This is a genomic window from Consotaella salsifontis, from assembly GCF_900167365.1.
GTDB classification, from domain to species: domain Bacteria; phylum Pseudomonadota; class Alphaproteobacteria; order Rhizobiales; family Rhizobiaceae; genus Consotaella; species Consotaella salsifontis.
Genome location: NZ_FUXL01000005.1, coordinates 185,026 through 204,817, shown reverse-complemented (window position 1 = coordinate 204,817; position 19,792 = coordinate 185,026). Strand labels below are relative to the sequence as shown.

The following is a 19,792-nucleotide window of genomic DNA, read 5'->3' as shown; positions in this document are numbered from 1 at the left end:
TCGGCCTGACGCCGAAAGTCCTGGCGACTTTCGGCGCCATGCTCTGACGCGCCGACCTCAATCCAGCGTCTGGCGAAAGCGCAGGACGGCGAGCGTCATGGCAGCCAGCGTGAAGGCGGCGAGGGCGCCGACATCGCGGACGAGGTCGGCGAACCCCGCGCCCTTCAGCATGATGCCGCGCACGATGCGCAGATAGTGGGTGAGGGGCAATGCCTCGCCGATCCACTGCGCCCAAAGCGGCATGCCCAGGAAGGGAAAGAGAAATCCCGACAGCAGCAGGCTCGGCAGGAAGAACATGATCGACATCTGCATCGCCTGGAGCTGGCTCGTGGCGATGGTCGAGAACGTATAACCGACCGAAAGATTGGCGAGAACGAAGAGCGTCGTCAGCGCCGCCAAAAGGCCGAGGCTGCCCTCCACCGGCACGTCGAAAAGCAGCCAGGCTAGGAAGAGGATGATCGCCATCTGGAGCCCGCCGATCACCACGTAGGGCGCGATCTTGCCGAGCATCACCTCCGTCGGACGAACCGGCATGGCGAGGAGGTTCTCCATGGTCCCGCGCTCGACCTCCCGCGTCACGGCGAGCGCGGTGAAGATCACCATGGTCATGGTGAGGATGGTGCCGGTGAGGCCGGGGACGATGTTGAGGCTCGTTTCGATGGCCGGGTTGTAGCGCCGATGCACGACGAAGCGGAAGGGCGGGGCGGCGTCGGCTCCGGTCAGCGGCGGGCCGACATGGGCGAGGGCGCCCCCGGCGATGCCGGAAAGGGCGGCGACGGCGTTGCCGATGGCCGCCGGGTCCGAGGCGTCGGCGATCACCAGGATCTCCGGGGAGAGGCCGCGGCGCGCATCGCGGCCGAAATGGGCGGGGATCTCGATGGCGAAGAGCACCTTGCCTGAATGGACGAGGCCATCGATCTCGGCTTCGCTGGAAACCGCATAGGCGACGCGGAAATAGCCGGTTCGGTCGATCGCGGCGAGCACAGCGCGTGTCTCTGGACTGGTCTCGTGTGCGAGCACGGCCGTCGGCAACTCGTGTGGGTCCGAATCGATGGCGTAGCCGAAAAGGATGAGCTGAAGCAGCGGGATCGCGATGATCATCGCGAAGGTCGTGCGCTCGCGCGCGAGCTGAATGAACTCCTTGATCAGGACGGCGAGGGTACGACCGAGGGGACGGCGGACGGCGTCAAGCATTTCGCCCATCCTTCGACGGCGCAGCCAGGGCGCCTTTCGGCCGCGAGACGAGATCGATGAACACGTCCTCGATGGTCGGCGCGCTCTTCTGCCAGTGCTGGGGGCCAGCCTCGACCAGTGGGCCAATGCTCTCCTCCAGCGCCGCACCGTCGCGTCCGCTGACGTGGAGCGCATTGCCGAAGGGGGCGATGTTGTCGATGCCGGGCAGGGACTTCAGCCGCCGCGACAGGGCGTCGAGATCAGGGCCGCCGACGGTGTATGTCGACAGGTTCGACCGCGCGATGATCTCTTCGACCGGCCCGGTGGCCAGAAGATCGCCATAGGAGATGAAGGCGAGCTCATGGCAGCGCTCGGCCTCGTCCATGTAGTGGGTGGAGACGAGCGCGGTCAGCCCGTCGGCGGCCAGGGCATGAATCTCGTCCCAGAAGTCGCGCCGCGCCTGGGGATCGACGCCCGCCGTCGGCTCGTCGAGCAGCAGAAGCTCGGGACCGGGAAGGATGCAGGCGCCGAGCGCCAGACGCTGCTTCCAGCCGCCGGACAGGGACCCCGCGAGCTGGCCGGCGCGGCTTTCCAGCCCGAGCCGCACAATCGCCTCCTGAGCCCGGTCGCGCGGATGTGGCAGGGTGTGGATGCGGGCGACGAATTCGAGATTTTCGCGAATGGTGAGGTCGGCATAGAGCGAGAAGCGCTGCGTCATGTAGCCGACATGGCGCTTGATCTCGGCGCTCTGGCGAAGGATGTCGTAGCCGAGGCAGGTGCCGTGCCCGCCGTCGGGGCGCAAGAGGCCGGTGAGCATCCGCAGCGTCGTCGTCTTGCCCGAGCCGTTGGGGCCGAGGAAGCCATAGATCAGGCGGCGCTTCACCTTGATGGAAAGGTTTCGCACGGCGACCTGCTTGCCGAATGTCTTCGTCAGGCCCTCCACGTCGATGACGATGTCGTCCGGCGCGCTCATCTTGGCCGCACCTCTATGGGCAGGCCCGGAGCGACCGCGTCCGGCCGGTCGATGGCGGCCTTGACCAGGAAGACCAGCTTGGCCCGTTCCTGGCGGCTGAAGATGACGGGCGGGGTGAACTCCGCCTCCGGCGCGATGAAGCGCACCGTCCCTGAAAGCCCGGGCGGACAGCCGTCGCAGGAAAGGACGACGCCTGCGCCGGGCTTCAGCGCCGCGATCCGGCCCTCGGGCACGTAGAACCACGCCTCGATCCGGTCGGGCGGCAGGATCTTCACCACCGGGGAGGCGGCGGGAACGATCTCGCCGACGCGATAGAGCACCTCGGAGATGCGGCCGGCGGCCGGCGCGGCGACGCTTCGCTCGGCAAGCGTCTTCTCGGCGCCGTCGAGCTCGGCCTTCGCTGCGGCGACCGCCGCCTTGGCCGCATCGACCTTGCCCTGGCGCGCGGCCAGTCTTCCCGCCTCGATCCGCCGCTCGGCCTCGCCCAAGGCGGCGGTATCCCGCGCGAAAGTCATCTCCGCCTGGTCCAGCGAGGACTGGGCGGCGGTCTTTTGCGCGACCAGCCGGCGCTGGCGCTCAAGTTCCGTTCTGGCGAGGTCGAGCGAGGCCGCCGCCTGCCGCCGCTCGGCCTCGAGAATTGCGATTTCCTCCGGGCGCTGCTGCGCCGCCTCGAGATCGGCGAGCTGATCCTTCGCCTCGGCGAGCTTGGCCGCAGCCGCCGAAACGGCGGCCTCCTCGCTCTCAGAGTCGAGCTTGAAGAGAGGTGCGTCGGCCGCGACGTCCTCGCCCTCTTTGGCATCAAGGGAGACAATGCGTCCGCCCGCTTTCGCCGCCGTATGGATCGCGTCGCCCTCGACATAGCCGAGGAAGGGGGCGGGCTCGCTTTGCCCCGTGCCCGGAATGCCCCACCACCAGCCGGCCATGACCGCAAGGAGGAGCACGGCGACGATGACGAGGAGGCGGCGCATCACCTTGGCTCCATCGCGCGAAGGATGAGCTCGAGATGGGCGTTCATCAGCCCGTCGACGTCGAGTGTCTCGATGTCGGAAAACAGCGCCTCCCAGACGAGGGCGAGCAGCATGGGCGAGACGAAAAGATGGGGGAAGCGCGCCAGCGCATCCGTGGCGAACTCACCGCGCTCGACACCGCGCGCCACCACCGCCCGCAGCATGGGGATGGCGCGGGAGACGACATGATCATGGTGAAAGCGCGCTATGGCGGGAAAGCGCGGGCCTTCGGTAAGCAGCAGCCGCAGAACGTGCCGGCGCTCGCTGGCGAGGACGCCGTCCTTGAAGATGCCGATCGCCCGCCGCAGCAGATCGGCGCTGGAACCGGTTTCGTCAGCGAGAAGGGCCGTGAGCCCGTCGAGCGGCGGCAAGGCGAGCGAGGAGATCAGCGCCTCGAACAGCGCCTCCTTGCTGGCGAAGTGCAGATAGACCGTTCCCTTGGCGATGCCGGCGCGGGCCGCCACGTCCTCAACTCGGGCGTTCGCGAAGCCCTTCTCGAGGAAGACCGCGCAGGCCGCTTCCAGGATCGCCTGGACCCGCTCGTCGGGTGAAATCGAGCCGGCACGGCGGCGAGGCTTCTTGCTCTTGTCCATGAGACGATTATGACTGACCAGTCAGTCATAATCAAGCCGAATGTCGCGACCTCCGCCTGATGGCCTTGCGTGAGCGGGAACCGTGGCGCCGCCGGTCAGTCCGTCTTCTTTGCGAAAGCCTTGAAGGCCTCCCCATAATCGGGATGCCAGCGCGACAGGGGCGGGCGATTCTCGACGATGTCGCCTGCCGCCCAGAGGATGCGTCGCTCGTCCATCTCCCGCGTCACTTCCCCATCCGGGCAGAGGATGTAGAAGTCGCTCGCAGCGAGCTTTTCCATCATGAAGTCCACGGTCTGGTCGGGTGTCCAGGCGCCCTCGGGCTTTGACGAGCGCCCGTGGGCCGTGAGTGGTGTGAAGACGAAGCCGGGGATAAGCAGGCGCGCCTCGACCTTGCAGTTCTCGCGGCCGCGAAGGTCATGCTGGAGCGCCTCGGTGAACACCTTCACGCCGGCCTTCGAAACGTTGTAGGCCGGATCGCCCGGCGGCGTCGTGATGCCCTGCTTGGAGCCGGTGTTGATGACGAGGCCGGGCCTGCCGCTGGCGATCATCTCCGGCACGAAGACCTGGCAGCCATTGACGATGCCGCCGAGATTGATGCGCAGGATTTCGATCCATGCCGCCTCGGGGCCGAAGATGCCACTGCCGGGCTGAATGCCGGCATTGTTCATCAGAACGTTGGGCACGCCCCAGCTTTCCTTGACAGTCTTGGCGAGCGTCTCCAGCGCCAGGCGGTCGCCGACATCGATCGCCACCGCCATGACGTCCGCCGCACCCCCTGCCGCCTTTGCCGCGACCTCGGCGGCGGCCGGCTTCAACCGCTCCTCGTCGCGATCGACGACGACCACCTTGAGGCCGAGAGCGGCGAAGCGCCGCGCCGCCGCAAGGCCGATGCCCGATGCCCCTCCGGTGACGAGAGCGATGTTGGACGGCGACAGGGCGGGGTGGGTCATCGGGATCTCACGGCGGGGTTGCGGTTGGATCAGACAGGAAGGCTAGGCCTCCGATCCCCAGGCGGCAAGCCGTCACCTGGCGCGTGGATGCTGAAATCCCTTTGGCCGGTGATGCAAACAAATGGTCGCTGGCGCGTTTGAAGCCTCAGACAATTCCAGGGAGTCGAGCCGCCATGCGTCTTTCCATCAACGGGACCGAGCACGACCTCGATCTCGACCTTCGAACCTCGCTGCTCGACGCCCTGCGCGAGCATCTTCAACTGACCGGAACCAAGAAGGGCTGCGATCACGGCCAGTGCGGCGCCTGCACCGTCATGGTCAACGGCCGGCGCGTGAATTCATGCCTGACGCTCGCGGTCATGCACGAGGGCGACGCGATCACCACGATCGAGGGCCTGGGCGATCCTGAAAACCTCCACCCGATGCAGGCGAGCTTTCTGGCCCATGACGGCTTCCAGTGCGGCTACTGCACACCGGGGCAGATCGTCTCGGCCGTCGCGATGGTGGAGGAAATGGCGCAGGGTTGGCCCAGCCATGTCTCGGACGATCTCGACGGTCCCTTCGAGCCGACAGCCGAAGAGATTTCCGAGCGGATGAGCGGAAATCTCTGCCGGTGCTCCGCCTATCCCAACATCGTCAAGGCGATCCTTGAGGCGAACGCGGAGGAGACGGCGTGAGACCTTTCGAGTATCAGCGCGCCACCGACGCGGGCCAGGCGGCCGATCTTGCCGTTGCGGGCGGGCGCTTCATCGCCGGCGGGACCAACCTCCTCGATCTGATGAAGCTGGAGATCGAGGCTCCGCGCCGTCTTGTCGACATCTCGCGGCTTCCGCTGGACCGCATCGAGCCCACCGACGAGGGACTGCGCATCGGCACGCTCGTCACCAACAGCGACCTCGCGCGCCATGCCGCGGTGCGGCGCGACTACCCCGTGCTTGCCCGCGCGATCCTCGCCGGGGCGAGCGGCCAGATCCGCAACAAGGCGACGACCGGCGGAAACCTCCTTCAGCGCACGCGCTGCTACTATTTCTACGAGCCGTCCGCCGCCTGCAATAAGCGGGAGCCGGGGTCGGGATGCGCCGCGCTTGACGGCTTCAACCGCATTCACGCCGTGCTCGGCGGCAGCGAGAACTGCATCGCCGTCCACCCGTCGGACATGGCGGTCGCGCTGCTGGCGCTCGATGCCACGGTCGAGACGCTGCTTCCCGATGGCTCTTCGCGGGAAATCCCCCTGGCCGAGCTTCACCGGCTGCCGGGCGAGACGCCGCACATTGAAACCACCCTTGAACCCGGCGAGCTGATCGTCGCGGTCGTCCTGCCGGCGCCTATCGGCGATCGCCAGGTCTATCGCAAGGTTCGCGATCGCGCTTCCTACGCCTTCGCCCTCGTCTCTGTCGCGGCGGTCGCCTCGATGGAGGAGGGACGCATCGCCGCCGCCCGTCTCGCCTTCGGCGGCCTGGCGCCCAAGCCCTGGCGCAACGAAAAGGTGGAGGCCCATCTCGTTGGCAAGGAACCCTCGCCGACGCTGTTCGAGGAGGCGGCCGACCTTCTCCTCGCCGAGGCGCGCGGGCATGGCGCCAATGATTTCAAGATCACGCTGGCCCGGCGAACCCTTTGCGCCGTCCTCGCCGAAGCCTGCCAGGGAGACAAGTGATGCCGACCCACGTCATGAACGAAGCGCTGGGCGAAACCCGTCTCGACAAAGGTGCGCAGGGCCTCATCGGCAAGCCGCTCGACCGCTACGAGGGGCGGTTGAAGGTGACGGGGAAGGCGCCCTACGCCTATGAGACACGGCATGGCGAGGGCGTTGCCTACGGCGTCGTCGTCACCGCTCCGGTGGCCAAGGGCAAGGTGGTCTCCATCGACACCTTGAAGGCCTTTTCCTCGCCGGGCGTCATCCATGTTCTCACCGGCGACAACCTGCCGACCAACTCGGCCCAGCCGAGCGGCGACAAGCCGGCCATCGGCGGCGGGCAAATCCATTTCTACGGGCAGGTCCTCGCCCTCGTGGTGGCCGACAGCTTCGAGGCCGCGCGTCATGGCGCCAGCCTCGTCACGGTGGAGTGCGAGACCCGGGAGGGACGCTACGACCTCGATGCCGAAAGGCCAAATGCCAAGGTGCCGCCGCCGGGCAACATGCCGCCGGACACGGCGCGCGGCGATTTCGAGCGGGCTTTCGCCGAGGCCGAGGTCAAGCTCGACGAGACCTACCGCACGCCCAGCCAGAGCCATTCGGCCATGGAGCCGCACGCGGCCGTCGCGGAATGGCAAGGAGGCCAGCTCACCGTCCACACCTCGTGCCAGCTCGTCGGCGACAACACGCGCCAGCTCGCGGCGGCGCTCGGCATCAAGCCGGATAAGGTGCGCATCCTGACGCCCTATATCGGCGGCGGCTTCGGCGGCAAGCTCGGCATCGGGCCCGAGGCCGTGCTCGCGGCGATGGTCGCCAAGGAGATCGGGCGACCGGTCAAGGTCGCGCTCACGCGCCAGCAGGTCTATCAGGTGACGTCGCGGCGCACCGACACGATCCAGCGTGTGCGCATCGGCGCGACCAGGGACGGGCGGATCACGGCCATCGGGCATGAATCCTGGTGCTCGAACATGGCGGGCGACGACTATTTCGAGCCCATCGGGCTCTCGACCGTCTTCCTCTATGCCGGCGAAAACCGCCTGATCACGCATCGGCTCGCCGAACTCGACGTCCTCATGGCCTCGGCCATGCGCGCGCCCGGCGAGGCGGTGGGAATGCTGGCGCTGGAAAACGCCATGGACGAGATGGCCGAGAAGCTGGGGCTCGACCCGATCGAGTTCCGCAAGCGCAACGAGCCGGACAGGAATCCGGAGGACGACAAGCCCTTTTCCAGCCGGCATCTCATCGAATGCATGGAGGAGGGGGCGCGGCGTTTCGGCTGGAGCGAGCGCGAGGCCCGCCCCAGGGCGCGGCAAGAAGGCGACTGGCTGATCGGCATCGGCATGGCCGCCGCTTCGCGCAAGAACCTTCTCGCCCAATCATCCGCCGAGGTGCGCCTCGAACCGGACGGCCGGGCGATCGTGCTCACCGACATGACCGACATCGGCACCGGAAGTTATACCATCCTCGCGCAGACGGCGGGCGAGATGCTGGGTCTGCCGATGGACCGGATCACCGTGCTGCTCGGCGATTCGGCGCTGCCGGAAAGCTCGGGCTCGGGCGGGTCGTTCGGTGCCGCCAGCGCCGGATCATCGGTCTATATCGCCTGCGAGGCTCTGATCGAGCGCCTCGCGCGGAAGATGGACTGCGCGGCCGAAGATCTGACCCTCAAGGACGGCACGGCCGTCGCCGGCAATCGCCAAGTGCCTCTGGTCGAGCTTCTGGCGGGCGAGGCGCTGAGCGCGGAGGGAACGCTCCAGCCCGGGAATGCGACCAAGGACCACCACCAGGCGAGCTATGGCGCGCACTTCTGCGAGGTGGCGGTGAATGCGGTGACGGGCGAGACGCGGGTCCGGCGGATGCTGTCCGTGTGCGAGGCGGGGCGCATCCTCAACGCCAAGACGGCGCGCTCTCAGTGCCTCGGCGGCATGATCTTCGGCATCGGCACAGCGCTCACCGAGGAACTGGTGATCGACGACCGGAACGGGCTCCTGGTCAACCACGACCTTGCCGAGTACCATGTGCCGGTCAACGCCGACGTGCCTCAGCTCGACGTCGTGCTTCTGGACAAGGTGGATCGCCTCGCCTCGCCCATGGCCTCCAAGGGGCTCGGCGAGCTCGGCATCAGCGGCGCCGGCGCGGCCGTGACCAACGCCATCTACAATGCCTGCGGCGTGCGTGTCCGCGACTACCCGGCAACGCTCGACAAGGTTCTCGAAGGGCTTGCCGAGGGCGGCGGAAGGCAATGAGCGGCGCGGGGCGCGCCGTCAAAAATGAGCCAAGCCGGCGATGCCGATGATGATGAGGTAGATGGCGACCACGTAGTTGAGCAGTCGCGGCGCGATCAGGATGAGCACCCCGGCGACCAGCGCGATGAGAGGTTGAATGGCGATCGATCCGTACATCATCGGCGTATCCAGTCCTTGCCTGTTCCGCCCCCGCTCCGACGGCGGATGCCAGGGGAGTTCGGAGCCAGGATCAAGATAGCGCGCCGGATGCCGCCTTCTGTGCCGCGCGTGTATCAAACTGTGACAAATGCAGAAGGACCGGCCGCGTCGCTGCGGCCGGTCCTTCTGGTTGAGAGCTGCTTTTCGAGGGGATGAGCGGCCTAGAACTCCTCCCATCCCTCGTTGGCCGGGGCGGCCTTGGGCGCCGCGCCGCCGGCGCCCGCCGTCCTCATCTGCGGAACCGGGCGCGGCGCGGGCTTGGCGGCCGGCTTCGGCGCCGGAGCCGCTGCCTGACGGCGAACTGTCCGCGCGCCCTGCGAGGCATGGCCGGCGCTCGTCGCCGTGCGGAACTGGGCAATCAGCTGCGCCAGATGGTCGGTCTCGTTCGCCAGCGTCTGCGCCGCCGCCGTCGTCTCCTCCACCATCGCCGCGTTCTGCTGCGTCACCTTGTCCATCTGGTCGGCGGCGGTGGAGACTTCCTTCAGGGTCACGGCCTGCTCGCGGGCGGTGTTGGCGATCTCCTTCACCTCCTGGCTCATCGCCGCGACCTGCGTCACGATCTCCTCCAGGCTCTTGCCCGAGGCCGTCACCAGTTCGACGCCCTGTCCGACCTGCTCGCTCGACTTGGAAATCAGCTCCTTGATCTCCTTGGCCGCTTCCGCCGAGCGCTGGGCGAGGGCGCGAACCTCCTGGGCGACGACGGCGAAGCCCTTGCCGGCTTCGCCGGCGCGCGCCGCCTCGACGCCTGCGTTCAGGGCGAGGAGGTTGGTCTGGAAGGCGATCTCGTCGATGACGCCGATGATCTTGCCGATCTCTTCCGAGCTCTTTTCAATTTCCGCCATGGCCGAAACGGCCTTGCCGACGATGGCTCCACCCTTCTCGGCGTTCTTCTGGGCGGTTTCGGCCGAGTGCTGGGCGCGGCCCGCGCTCTCGGCCGTCTCGTTCACCGCCCGTGTTACCTCGGTCAGTGCCGCCGTCGTCTCCTCCAGGCCCGCCGCCTGCTGCTCGGTGCGGTGGGCAAGGTCGTTGGAGGCCGTGTTGATCTCGTCGAGGCCCGAGCGGATCGAGCCGATGGAGCTCACCACCGAGCCCAGCGTCGTCTCGAGCTTCTCCACCGAGCCGTTGAACTGGCCCCGGATCGTCTCGAACTCCGCCGCGACCGCCTTGTTCATGCGAACCGTCAGGTCGCCATCCGACAGGCGGGCAAAGCCGGCGCCGATGTCCGAGACAAAGCTCTGGAGTTCGTCGGCCTTGGCCTGCTCCTCGGCCAGCTGCCGGGCGCGTTCCGCCTCCTGCTTCTCACGCAGCACCTGCGCCTCGTGCTCGAGCTGCTCCTGCCTGATGGCCGCCGCCTTGAACACCTCGACCGCGCGAGCCATCGCGCCGATCTCATCGGGACGGTTGGCACCCTCGACCATCGTCGTCTTGTCGCCGGCGGCGAGGCGGCTCATCACCGTCGTCACCCGGCGGATCGCCGAGCCGAGCGAGCGGGCAAAGAGGAAGAAGCCGGCGAGCGAGAGCAGCGAAACCACGACCGCCGCCGTCGCGACATACCAAAGCGCCGATTGACGCCGTTCGACGAGTTCGGAGACGTCGGAGGCGAGCTCCACGACGCCGACCTTGTCGCCGGAGTAGTTCTTGAAGGGCACTGCCGTGACGGCGAAATCCTTGCCGTCGGCGGAAAACTCCCGGCGGACACGGCTGCCGTCGAAGGCCTGCCGCAGCTCCTCCTCGCTCAGCAGCGGCTCGCCCGGAAAGGTCGAGGCTTGCTGCGCCAAGCCCTGGTCGCCGAGGATATAGACAGCAAGCTTGCCTCCGACCTTGTCAGACAGCTGCTGGAAGTATTCCTCCGTGAGCTTTGTACCGACATCGACGACTCCAACCACTCTTCCGTTGTCGAGGACCGGCGCAGAGGCGAAGACGCTGACGGCATCGCGCCCCGGCTCGACGCCCGCGGCGAGCGCTTTGGACTGAAGGGCGCTGATGACAGTCTTGCGCCGACCCTTCATGTCATCGCCGAACGTCTTGGGATTGTGCGCGCGGGCGACCGCAATACCATTCTCGTCCGCGAAGGTGATCAGCTGCAACGAGCTTGCCGCCGTGATGCTGGCGAGGCTCTTCTCATACCTTGCAAGGAGCGCCTCCCGATCACCGCGCTCGAGCGCCACGGCGACTTCGGGCTGGCTGGCGATGGCGACGGCAAGGCCGGCGGCGGAATTCTTCTGGGCGTCGATATCCGCGAAGACAAAGCCGACATCGTTGCGCAATTCCGCGCCGATCATCGTGTCGCCCATCATCGACTGGCGATACCACGCAAAGCCACCGATCGTGCAACCGGCGAAGAGAACTGCTGCAAATCCATAGGCAGTGATGCGCACCCAAAGGGGACGCTTGATATCCGTCGTCGTCATCGCGGGGAAGTTCCTCGGGCGTAGGGGGGCTAGCCGTACAGTAAGTTTTTGTCGATTGAGCTTTTTGAGCCGACTAAAAACTATCGAGGACATATTGATGTAGTCCTAAAATTGACAGTAGCAAAGAATTAAATTCAGTTTATTTCTGATAAATACACCCAAGGTTGCGAAGTATATACGCCGGCGTGTGTTTTACCGCATCGAACCAACGGGCTGCGGCGATCAAAGACCCGGGCTTGCAGCGGCATCGTTGAGGACTTCCGGCTGATTGGTTGCGAAAGTCAAAAGACGTGCGGCGATCATGAATAGCGGGCGGTCATACGCCACTTCCAAAGAAAAGGACCGGCCGCATCGCTGCGGCCGGTCCTTTCGATTGAAGGCCGTGTTGTAGGAGCGATGAGGGCCTAGAACTCCTCCCATCCCTCGTCCGCCGGGGCGGCCTTGGGCGCCGCGCCGCCGGCGCCCGCCGTCCTCATCTGCTGGACCGGGCGCGGCGCGGGCCTGGATGCTGCCTTCGGAGCAGGGGCGACCGCCTGGCGGCGAACCGTGCGCGCCCCCTGCGAGGCATGGCCGGCGCTCGCCGCCGTGCGGAACTGGGAGATGAGCTGGGCGAGGTGATCCGTCTCGTTGGCCAGCGTCTGCGCGGCGGCCGTCGTCTCCTCCACCATCGCCGCGTTCTGCTGCGTGACCTTGTCCATCTGGTCGGCGGCGGTGGAGACTTCCTTCAAGCTCACCGCCTGCTCGCGCGCCGTCTTGGCGATGTCGGAAACCTCTCGGCTCATCGAGGCGACCTGAGCCACGATCTCTTCCAGGCTCTTGCCCGAGGCCGTCACCAGCTCGACGCCCTGGCCCACCTGCTCGCTCGATTTCGAGATCAGCTCCTTGATCTCCTTGGCCGCTTCCGCCGAGCGCTGCGCCAGCGCGCGAACCTCCTGGGCCACCACCGCGAAGCCCTTGCCGGCCTCGCCGGCGCGCGCCGCCTCGACGCCTGCGTTCAAGGCGAGAAGGTTGGTCTGGAAGGCGATCTCGTCGATGACGCCGATGATCTTGCCGATCTCCTCCGAGCTCTTTTCGATTTCCGCCATGGCCGAAACGGCCTTGCCGACGATGGACCCGCCCTTCTCGGCGTTCTTCTGCGCGGTCTCGGCCGAGTGCTGGGCGCGGCCCGCGCTTTCGGCCGTCTCGTTCACCGCCCGCGTCACCTCGGTCAGCGCCGCCGTCGTCTCCTCCAGGCCCGCCGCCTGCTGCTCGGTGCGGTGGGCAAGATCGTTGGAGGCTGTATTGATCTCGTCGAGGCCGTTGCGGATCGAGCCGATGGAGCTCACCACCGAGCCCACGACACCTTCGAGCTCGACGATCGAGCGATTGAAGAGATCGCAGATTTCCTCGAAGCCGGGCATGCGCGCCGGGTCCATCCGGGTCGTCAGATCACCCTGGGAAAGAGCGGAGAAGACGGGTTCGACATTGGCGATGAACTCCAGCCGCGCCCGCTCGCTCGCGGCCGCCTCGGCATGTCGCCGCTCCTCGGCCGCATGCCTTTCGGATTCCTGATGCTCCCGCTCCATGCGGCGCTTCTCCTCCTCCGACTTTCGGAAGACGAGGAGAGCGCCCACCATGTCGCCGACCTCGTCCTTCCGCCCTTCCTCGGGAAGGCGGGCCGTCATGTCGCCTTCGGCGAAGCGGCGCATGGCCGAGGCGGTCAGGATCAGCGGCGCGGTGATGGAGCGGCCGACGACGAAGAGGATTGCGGAGACGAGGAGCGTCAGCACCACCGCCGTGCCGATCATGGACTGGCGGGCGGTCGCCGAGATTTGAGCGGCCGAGGAGAAGGCATCGGCACGGGCGGCACTCACACCCGACTGGATGGTGCGGAAGAGCGGCTCGATTTTCGAAAAGACCTGGCTCAGCTGCTCGCGCAGATCGGCTTCCTCGAACGTCGCATCGACATAGGCGTCGAAATTCTTCTCGTAGGTGTCGATATCTGCGAGCGAGTAGGCGTACGCCTCGGGAGATCCGAAGCGGGCCTCGGGCAGGGCCTTCATAGCGGCCGCCTGATCATGCAGCTGCGCGGCGTATTTGCGGTCTTGGCGAAGAATGAAATCCTTCTCGTGACGACGCATCATCAGCATCATCACCTGCATCTGCGGATCGGCGATGGTTTCGAGCGTTGCCTCCAGGGAGTGGACGGCCTTGCGCAGGTCGCCCTGGCGGCCGGAATCCGGCGTCAGCCCCAGCGTCTTCTCGCCGTCGGCCGCCGCCGCCATCACTTTCACGTACTCTCCGAAGAGCGAGGTCATCTCGCCCGCATCGTTCTTCAGCCCGGCGATCTCCTTCGCGTCGAGGGCGCCGGAAAGGTTCTGCAGCTGCTGGTCGAGCTTGGCGGATATTTCCAGGTGCTTGGCGAGCGACGCCTCGTCCTTGCGTAGGAAGAAATCCTTTTCCGCTCGCCGCTCCTCAAGGAAATTGATCTCGATGTCCTTGATCAGGCGCTCCGCCTGGTCGGCCTTCTGAGCGACGGCTTCATAAGGAGCGCGAATCCCGCTCTCGATGAACGGCGTCACCGCGAGGGCGAGCATTCCGAGGATGGACACGGCCGCGGCCACAGCCATACGCTGTGAGATCTTGAAGTTCGAGAGACGCATTGAAACCCTTGATCGGCGAGCGAGGCTGGAGCAGCCTCCGGATTGGTCGGCGCTTCCACTATCTCTTTCTCGCATGATGGGGCTTAAACAAGCGATAATGTATTAACATCCGTAGATTGTGTCTCGGCGTCGTTTAGGATGTATAAATAAACAATACCGCGAAGTTATAGTATGATACTCAAACGGTATTGGGTGCCGCCCTGCCTTTCCCGTTTCCAATGACGAAAGGACCGGCCGCATCGCTGCGGCCGGTCCTTCTGGTTGAGAGCTGCTTCTCGAGGGGATGAGCGGCCTAGAACTCCTCCCATCCCTCGTTGGCCGGGGCGGCCTTGGGCGCCGCGCCGCCGGCGCCCGCCGTCCTCATCTGCGGGACCGGGCGCGGCGCGGGCTTGGCGGCAGGACGAGGAGCCGCGGCCGCCGCCTGACGGCGAACCGTGCGGGCACCCTGCGAGGCATGGCCGGCGCTCGCGGCCGTGCGGAACTGGGCGATCAACTCGGCGAGATGGTCGGTCTCGTTCGCCAGCGTCTGCGCCGCCGCCGTCGTCTCCTCCACCATCGCCGCGTTCTGCTGCGTCACCTTGTCCATCTGGTCGGCGGCGGTGGAGACTTCCTTGAGGTTGGCGGCCTGCTCGCGGGTGGTCTTGGCGATCTCCTTCACCTCCTGGCTCATCGAGGCGACCTGCGCCACGATCTCTTCCAGGCTCTTGCCCGAGGCCGTCACCAGCTCGACGCCGCGCCCGACCTGCTCGCTCGACTTGGAGATCAGCTCCTTGATCTCCTTGGCCGCTTCAGCAGAGCGCTGCGCCAGCGCGCGAACCTCCTGGGCGACGACGGCGAAGCCCTTGCCGGCTTCGCCGGCGCGTGCCGCCTCGACGCCTGCGTTCAAGGCGAGAAGGTTGGTCTGGAAGGCGATCTCGTCGATCACGCCGATGATCTTGCCGATCTCCTCCGAGCTCTTTTCGATCTGGGCCATCGCCTCGACCGCCTGACCGACGATGGTGCCGCCCTTCTCGGCGTTCTTCTGGGCGGTTTCGGCGGAATGCTGGGCGCGGCCCGCGCTTTCGGCCGTTTCGTTCACCGCCCGCGTCACCTCGGTCAGCGCCGCCGTCGTCTCCTCCAGGCCCGCCGCCTGCTGCTCGGTGCGATGGGCGAGGTCGTTGGAGGCCGTGTTGATCTCGTCGAGGCCCGAGCGGATCGAGCCGATGGAGCTCACCACCGAGCCCAGCGTCGTCTCGAGCTTCTCCACCGAGCCGTTGAACTGGCCGCGGATCGTCTCGAACTCCGCCGCGACCGCCTTGTTCATGCGAACCGTCAGGTCGCCGTCCGAAAGGCGCGCAAAGCCGGCGCCGATGTCGGCGATGAAGCTTTCCAGCCGCTCCGCCTTCTCGTGATCGGCCGCCGCCTGGCGCTCACGCTCCGCTTCCTGGCTGGCACGAAGGCGTTCCGACTCCTCTTCAAGGCGCTTCTGCTCGACAGCCGCGTTGCGGAAAACCTCCACGGCTCCTGCCATCCGGCCGATCTCGTCCGAGCGGCCCTTGAACGGTACGGTCACAGAATTCTTGCCGCCCGCGAGCTCGCGCATGACCTGGGTGATTTTCTCGATCGGCCGCGAGATAGTGCGGGCGAGCATCCACCCTACGGCGAAAAGCACCGCGAGCAGGCTGCCGGACCAAAGGAGGGCGGTGCGAACCTCTCGCCAGAAAATCGCGCTGAGATCATCCATATAGACGCCGGTGCCGACCACCCAGCCCCAATCGGGGATAAGCGCCGAGTAGCTCAGCTTGGCGACCGGTTCCTCGGCCCCGGCACGCGGCCAGAGATAGGGGGTGTAGCCGCCGCCGGCCTTGGCCTGGCGGATGAGTTCCTGAAACAGAAGGACGCCGTTCGGGTCCTTCTTTTCCCAAAGGTTCTGGCCGACCAGCTCGGCCTTCGGGTGAACAATGATGGTGGCCTTGTCGTCGTTGACGAAGACGTAGTCGTCATGGCCATAACGAACGGCGGACAGGGCTTCTCCTGCGAGTTTCTTGGCCTCGTCCTGGGAAATCTTGCCCGCGTCGGCCTGGGCCTTGAAGCCCTTGGTCATCGAGATCGCCGTCTCGATCTGGGTTTTGAGAAGCGCCTTGCGCTCGACCATGATGGCGCTTCGCAGCGAAAGAAGCTGTACGGCTGTCACTGATATGCAGATCAGCGCGGCGAGAGCGACCAGAAGTCCCAGCTTCCTCGAAATCGACAACGTCATGCGGCCCTCGCCTACCAAAACACGCAACACACCATCTGGACCTACCGCAAATAGATTTCGAATTTGCTTATTGACCAGGGGTAGAGGGGGGCTTGAGCCATGATGCGAAGGCTCGGCGACGCATCATCCGGCGCCGAAACCGCCGGGCGTCGGCGTCGTGATGATGATGGCCTCACCCGCCTCCAGGACCGTCTGATCGCACGCCGACAGCGTCTCCAGACGGCCGTCGTTTCGGCGGACCACAGTGCGGCCTGCCTCGCCATCGCCGCCGCCGGGCATCCCTCCTGAGCCGCCTGAACCTTCACGAATATCAAAGCCCTCCAGGACGACCGGGTAGCGCATTTCCAGCACTTCCGGGTCGGTCAAACGCGAATTGGTCATATGAGTGTGGACGCCGGAGACGCCGGCAAAGCTTCGTCCGTCATTGAGGCGTCCGGCGGGCGCACCGGAGCAGATGGTCTCGTAGTATTGGTGGCGGGCATTGCCGAACGTCAGGTTGTTCATCGTCCCTTGCGCGTTGGCGAGCGACCCGAACGCCTGGAACAGCGCGTTGACGACATGCTGCGAGGTCTCGACGTTTCCGGCGACCACGGCGGCCGGATATCGCGGCTTCAGCATCGAGCCGTCGGGAACGACGATGGTGAGGGGCCTGAGGCACCCCGCGTTCATCGGGATTGGCTTTTCCACCATCACGCGGAAGACGTAAAGCACGGCGGCGCGCGTCACCGGCTCGGGTGCGTTGAAGTTGTTGGCGGCGCTCGGCGAGGTGCCGGTGAAATCGACGGTCGCCGTACGCGCGGCTCGATCGACGGTCACTGCGACGCGGATGATCTGGCCCGTGTCCGTCTCGTAGTCGCAGCCGCAGTCGTCGAGGGTCGCGATCAGTTCGGCGACCGTCTCTGCGGCGTTGTCCTGGACGAAGCCCATATAGGCCTCGACGGTGGCGAGCCCGAATGCTTCCACCATCCTCCTCAGCTCCGCCACGCCTCTTTCGTTGGCGGCGATCTGCGCCTTGAGGTCGGCGATGTTCTGGTCGGGATTGCGCGCCGGATAAGGATGGTCGGTCAGGAGGCGGCGCAAGGCGTCCCCGCGGAAGCGTCCGCCCTCGACCAGCCTGAAATTGTCGATGAGAACGCCTTCCTCGTCCACCGTCGTGGCTCTCGGCGTCATCGAGCCCGGCGCGAGGCCCCCGATATCGGCATGATGGCCGCGCGAGGCGACGAAGAAGAGGATGCGGGATCGGTCCTCGGCGAAGACGGGCGTCACCACGGTGATGTCCGGCAGGTGCGTACCGCCGTTATAGGGCGCGTTGAGGGCATAGACGTCGCCCGGCCTGAGACGGCCCCGGTTCTCCTCGATGATGGTCTGGACGGAACGGTCCATGGAGCCGAGGTGAACCGGCATGTGCGGCGCGTTGGCGACGAGCGCGCCCGAGGCATCGAAGACGGCGCAGGAGAAATCCAGGCGCTCCTTGATGTTGACCGACGAGGCGGTGTTCTGGAGCGTCACGCCCATCTGCTCGGCGATCGACATGAAGAGGTTGTTGAAGACCTCGAGGAGCACGGGATCGGCGCCCTTGCCGGCCGCGCCCTTGCCGGCGGTGCCGAGGGCGGCATGGCGCTCCAGCGGCGCTGCGCGCTCCAGAAGCAAGTCGCCGCGCGCCGTCACCGTGGCGCGCCAGCCGGGCTCCACCACTACGGTCTGGTTTTCCTCGATGACAAGGGCCGGACCCTTGAGCACAGCGCCTGAGCCAAGATCGGCGCGGCGCAGGATGCTCGCCTCGACCCAGCGTCCGCCGGAGAAGAACGAGCCCGTTTCGTCTGCCGGCATGTGCACGGCATCGGCTGGCGGCTCTGTCGTGGACGGCGGGGCCTCCCGGCGTTCTGACACTTCGACCGTCACCGCCTCGACGACGATCGCGCGATCTTCGTAGACGAAGCCGAACTGTGCCCGATGCACCTCCTCGAAGCGCTGCCGCGCGCCGTCGACGGTGCCGTCGTGAGGGACGGGAAGCGTGGTGTCGGTGCCGTCGTAGCGCAGTTGCAGAAGGACCTTGCCATGGATCGCGTCGGGCTCGATGCCCTGGTCCGCGAGTTCCGCGCGCGCGTCCCGCTCCAGCGCCTCGGCGAGAGCAATGACGGCACCCGGCCCGTCCTGGGCGAGAGGCGCGACGAGGGCTTGGCTCCGTGTCGCGAACACCGAGGAAAGGCCGATGCCATAGGCCGAAAGAAGCCCCGATAGCGGGTGGATCAGCACCTTTCCCATGCCGAGCGCGTCGGCGACGCGGCAGGCGTGCTGGCCGCCGGCACCGCCGAAGGAGTTCAGAACGTAGCGGGTGACGTCGTAGCCGCGCTGGACGGAGATCTTCTTGATGGCGTTCGCCATGTTCTCGACGGCGACGGTGAGAAAGCCCTCGGCGACTTCCTCTGGGCGGCGCCCGTCACCGATCTCGGCGGCGAGGGCGCGGAACCGCGCTTCCACAACGGCGGCGTCGAGCGGCCGGTCCTGTCTTGGCCCGAAGACCGCCGGGAAGAGGTGGGGCTTCAGCTTGCCGAGCATGACGTTGGCGTCGGTGACGGTGAGGGGACCGCCCTTGCCATAGGCTGCCGGGCCGGGATCGGCGCCGGCCGAAGCGGGGCCGACACGAAAGCGCCCCTGATCCAGCGCCAGGACCGAGCCGCCACCGGCCGCCACGGTGTGGATGCGCATCATCGGCGCGCGAACGCGCACCCCGGCCACCTCCGAATCCAGCGTTCGCTCATAGGCCCCGTCGAAATGGGCGACGTCGGTCGAGGTGCCGCCCATGTCGAAGCCGATGACCTTGTCGAAGCCGGCGGCCCGTGCCGTCTCGGCCATGCCGACGACCCCGCCGGCCGGTCCCGACAGGATGGCGTCCTTGCCCTGGAAGAGGTCGGCGGCGGTCAGCCCGCCCGACGACATCATGAACTGGAGGAGGGGTGCCTGCCCCGTCTTCTCGTCGGTGCCCAGCGCCCCTGCGATGCGGGAGACGTAGCGCTTGAGGATCGGCGAGAGATAGGCGTCCACGACCGTGGTGTCGCCCCGCCCGACGAGCTTGATCAAGGGCGAGACCTCGTGACTCACCGAGATCTGCGAGAAGCCCGCCGCTTCCGCCAGCCGTCTTGCCCGGCGCTCGTGCTCGGGATGACGCCAGGCGTGGATGAAGACGATGGCGAGCGCCTCGATGCCTCGGCCGCGCGCCTCTGCAAGGCCTGCCGCCACCGTCGCCTCGTCGAGCGGCGCTTCCACCGTGCCGTCGGCGCGCACGCGCTCATCCGCCTCGATCACCTCGTCATAGAGCTGTTCGGGAAGGACGATCTCCTTGGCGAAGATGTCGGGCCGCGCCTGATAGGCGATCCTGAGGGCGTCGCGGAAACCTTTGGTGATAAGGAGGGCCGTCCGCTCGCCCTTGCGCTCCAACAGGGCGTTGGTCGCAACCGTCGTTCCCATGCGCACCCTGGCGACGCGGGAGGAGGGGAAGGGCGCGCCCGCCGGCACGTCCAGGAGATCGCGGATGCCCTGGATCGCGGCGTCCTCGTAAACGCCTGGGTTTTCAGACAGCAGCTTGCGGGCGTGGAGCGCGCCGTCCGGCGAGCGGCCGATGACGTCGGTGAACGTGCCGCCCCGGTCGATCCAGAAGTCCCAGCCTGCCACCAGCGTCATCCTTGTCCAATGCGGTTCGGTCGTGTGGTCGGAGCAACGAGAAGAG

Annotated in this window: 13 protein-coding genes; 3 read left to right on the top strand and 10 right to left on the bottom strand. The window is 66.6% G+C overall.

The window, feature by feature from the left end; translation table 11 throughout:
- Positions 1-57: 57 nt before the first annotated feature.
- From B5D38_RS09070 to B5D38_RS09050, 5 genes are all read right to left on the bottom strand, one after another.
- Positions 58-1,194, bottom strand: coding sequence for an ABC transporter permease (locus B5D38_RS09070; protein ID WP_245318957.1), 1,137 nt, complete (start codon positions 1,192-1,194; stop codon positions 58-60).
- Positions 1,187-2,146 (bottom strand): ABC transporter ATP-binding protein, encoded by a 960-nt coding sequence (locus B5D38_RS09065; RefSeq protein WP_078708089.1) that lies wholly within the window; start codon positions 2,144-2,146, stop codon positions 1,187-1,189. The genes B5D38_RS09070 and B5D38_RS09065 overlap by 8 nt, the downstream gene beginning before the upstream one ends.
- Positions 2,143-3,114: an HlyD family secretion protein gene (locus B5D38_RS09060; RefSeq protein ID WP_078708088.1), complete on the bottom strand. Its 972-nt coding sequence runs from the start codon at positions 3,112-3,114 to the stop codon at positions 2,143-2,145. The genes B5D38_RS09065 and B5D38_RS09060 overlap by 4 nt, the downstream gene beginning before the upstream one ends.
- Positions 3,114-3,746 (bottom strand): TetR/AcrR family transcriptional regulator, encoded by a 633-nt coding sequence (locus tag B5D38_RS09055; protein WP_078708087.1) that lies wholly within the window; start codon positions 3,744-3,746, stop codon positions 3,114-3,116. Before B5D38_RS09055 ends, B5D38_RS09060 begins: the two co-directional genes overlap by 1 nt.
- Before the next feature lie 95 nt (positions 3,747-3,841).
- Entirely contained in the window at positions 3,842-4,696 is an 855-nt protein-coding gene (locus B5D38_RS09050; protein WP_078708086.1) for an SDR family NAD(P)-dependent oxidoreductase, read from the bottom strand.
- A 173-nt stretch (positions 4,697-4,869) separates the two neighbouring features.
- Between B5D38_RS09050 and B5D38_RS09045 the strand changes: the two genes are divergently transcribed.
- Genes B5D38_RS09045 through B5D38_RS09035 form a run of 3 tightly spaced genes read left to right on the top strand, consistent with a single transcriptional unit; the run spans position 4,870 to position 8,575 of the window.
- Positions 4,870-5,373: a 2Fe-2S iron-sulfur cluster-binding protein gene (locus tag B5D38_RS09045; protein WP_078708085.1), complete on the top strand. Its 504-nt coding sequence runs from the start codon at positions 4,870-4,872 to the stop codon at positions 5,371-5,373.
- A complete protein-coding gene (locus B5D38_RS09040; protein ID WP_078708084.1) occupies positions 5,370-6,350 on the top strand; it encodes an FAD binding domain-containing protein in 981 nt (326 codons plus the stop codon). Before B5D38_RS09045 ends, B5D38_RS09040 begins: the two co-directional genes overlap by 4 nt.
- The gene (locus B5D38_RS09035; RefSeq protein WP_078708083.1) at positions 6,350-8,575 is read left to right on the top strand and encodes a xanthine dehydrogenase family protein molybdopterin-binding subunit; all 2,226 of its coding nucleotides are present in this window, start codon (positions 6,350-6,352) and stop codon (positions 8,573-8,575) included. Before B5D38_RS09040 ends, B5D38_RS09035 begins: the two co-directional genes overlap by 1 nt.
- Positions 8,576-8,593: 18 nt before the next feature.
- On the opposite strand, the gene B5D38_RS09030 is transcribed toward B5D38_RS09035, so the two are convergent.
- From B5D38_RS09030 to B5D38_RS09010, 5 genes are all read right to left on the bottom strand, one after another.
- A complete protein-coding gene (locus B5D38_RS09030; RefSeq protein ID WP_078708238.1) occupies positions 8,594-8,731 on the bottom strand; it encodes a DUF3096 domain-containing protein in 138 nt (45 codons plus the stop codon).
- A 203-nt stretch (positions 8,732-8,934) separates the two neighbouring features.
- Positions 8,935-11,184: a methyl-accepting chemotaxis protein gene (locus B5D38_RS09025; protein WP_078708082.1), complete on the bottom strand. Its 2,250-nt coding sequence runs from the start codon at positions 11,182-11,184 to the stop codon at positions 8,935-8,937.
- A gap of 404 nt (positions 11,185-11,588) precedes the next feature.
- Positions 11,589-13,793: a methyl-accepting chemotaxis protein gene (locus tag B5D38_RS22735; RefSeq protein WP_280949378.1), complete on the bottom strand. Its 2,205-nt coding sequence runs from the start codon at positions 13,791-13,793 to the stop codon at positions 11,589-11,591.
- Positions 13,794-14,118: 325 nt separating this feature from the next.
- Positions 14,119-16,065, bottom strand: coding sequence for a methyl-accepting chemotaxis protein (locus B5D38_RS09015; RefSeq protein WP_078708081.1), 1,947 nt, complete (start codon positions 16,063-16,065; stop codon positions 14,119-14,121).
- A 123-nt stretch (positions 16,066-16,188) separates the two neighbouring features.
- A complete protein-coding gene (locus tag B5D38_RS09010) occupies positions 16,189-19,746 on the bottom strand; it encodes a hydantoinase B/oxoprolinase family protein (RefSeq protein ID WP_078708080.1) in 3,558 nt (1,185 codons plus the stop codon).
- Positions 19,747-19,792: the final 46 nt, after the last annotated feature.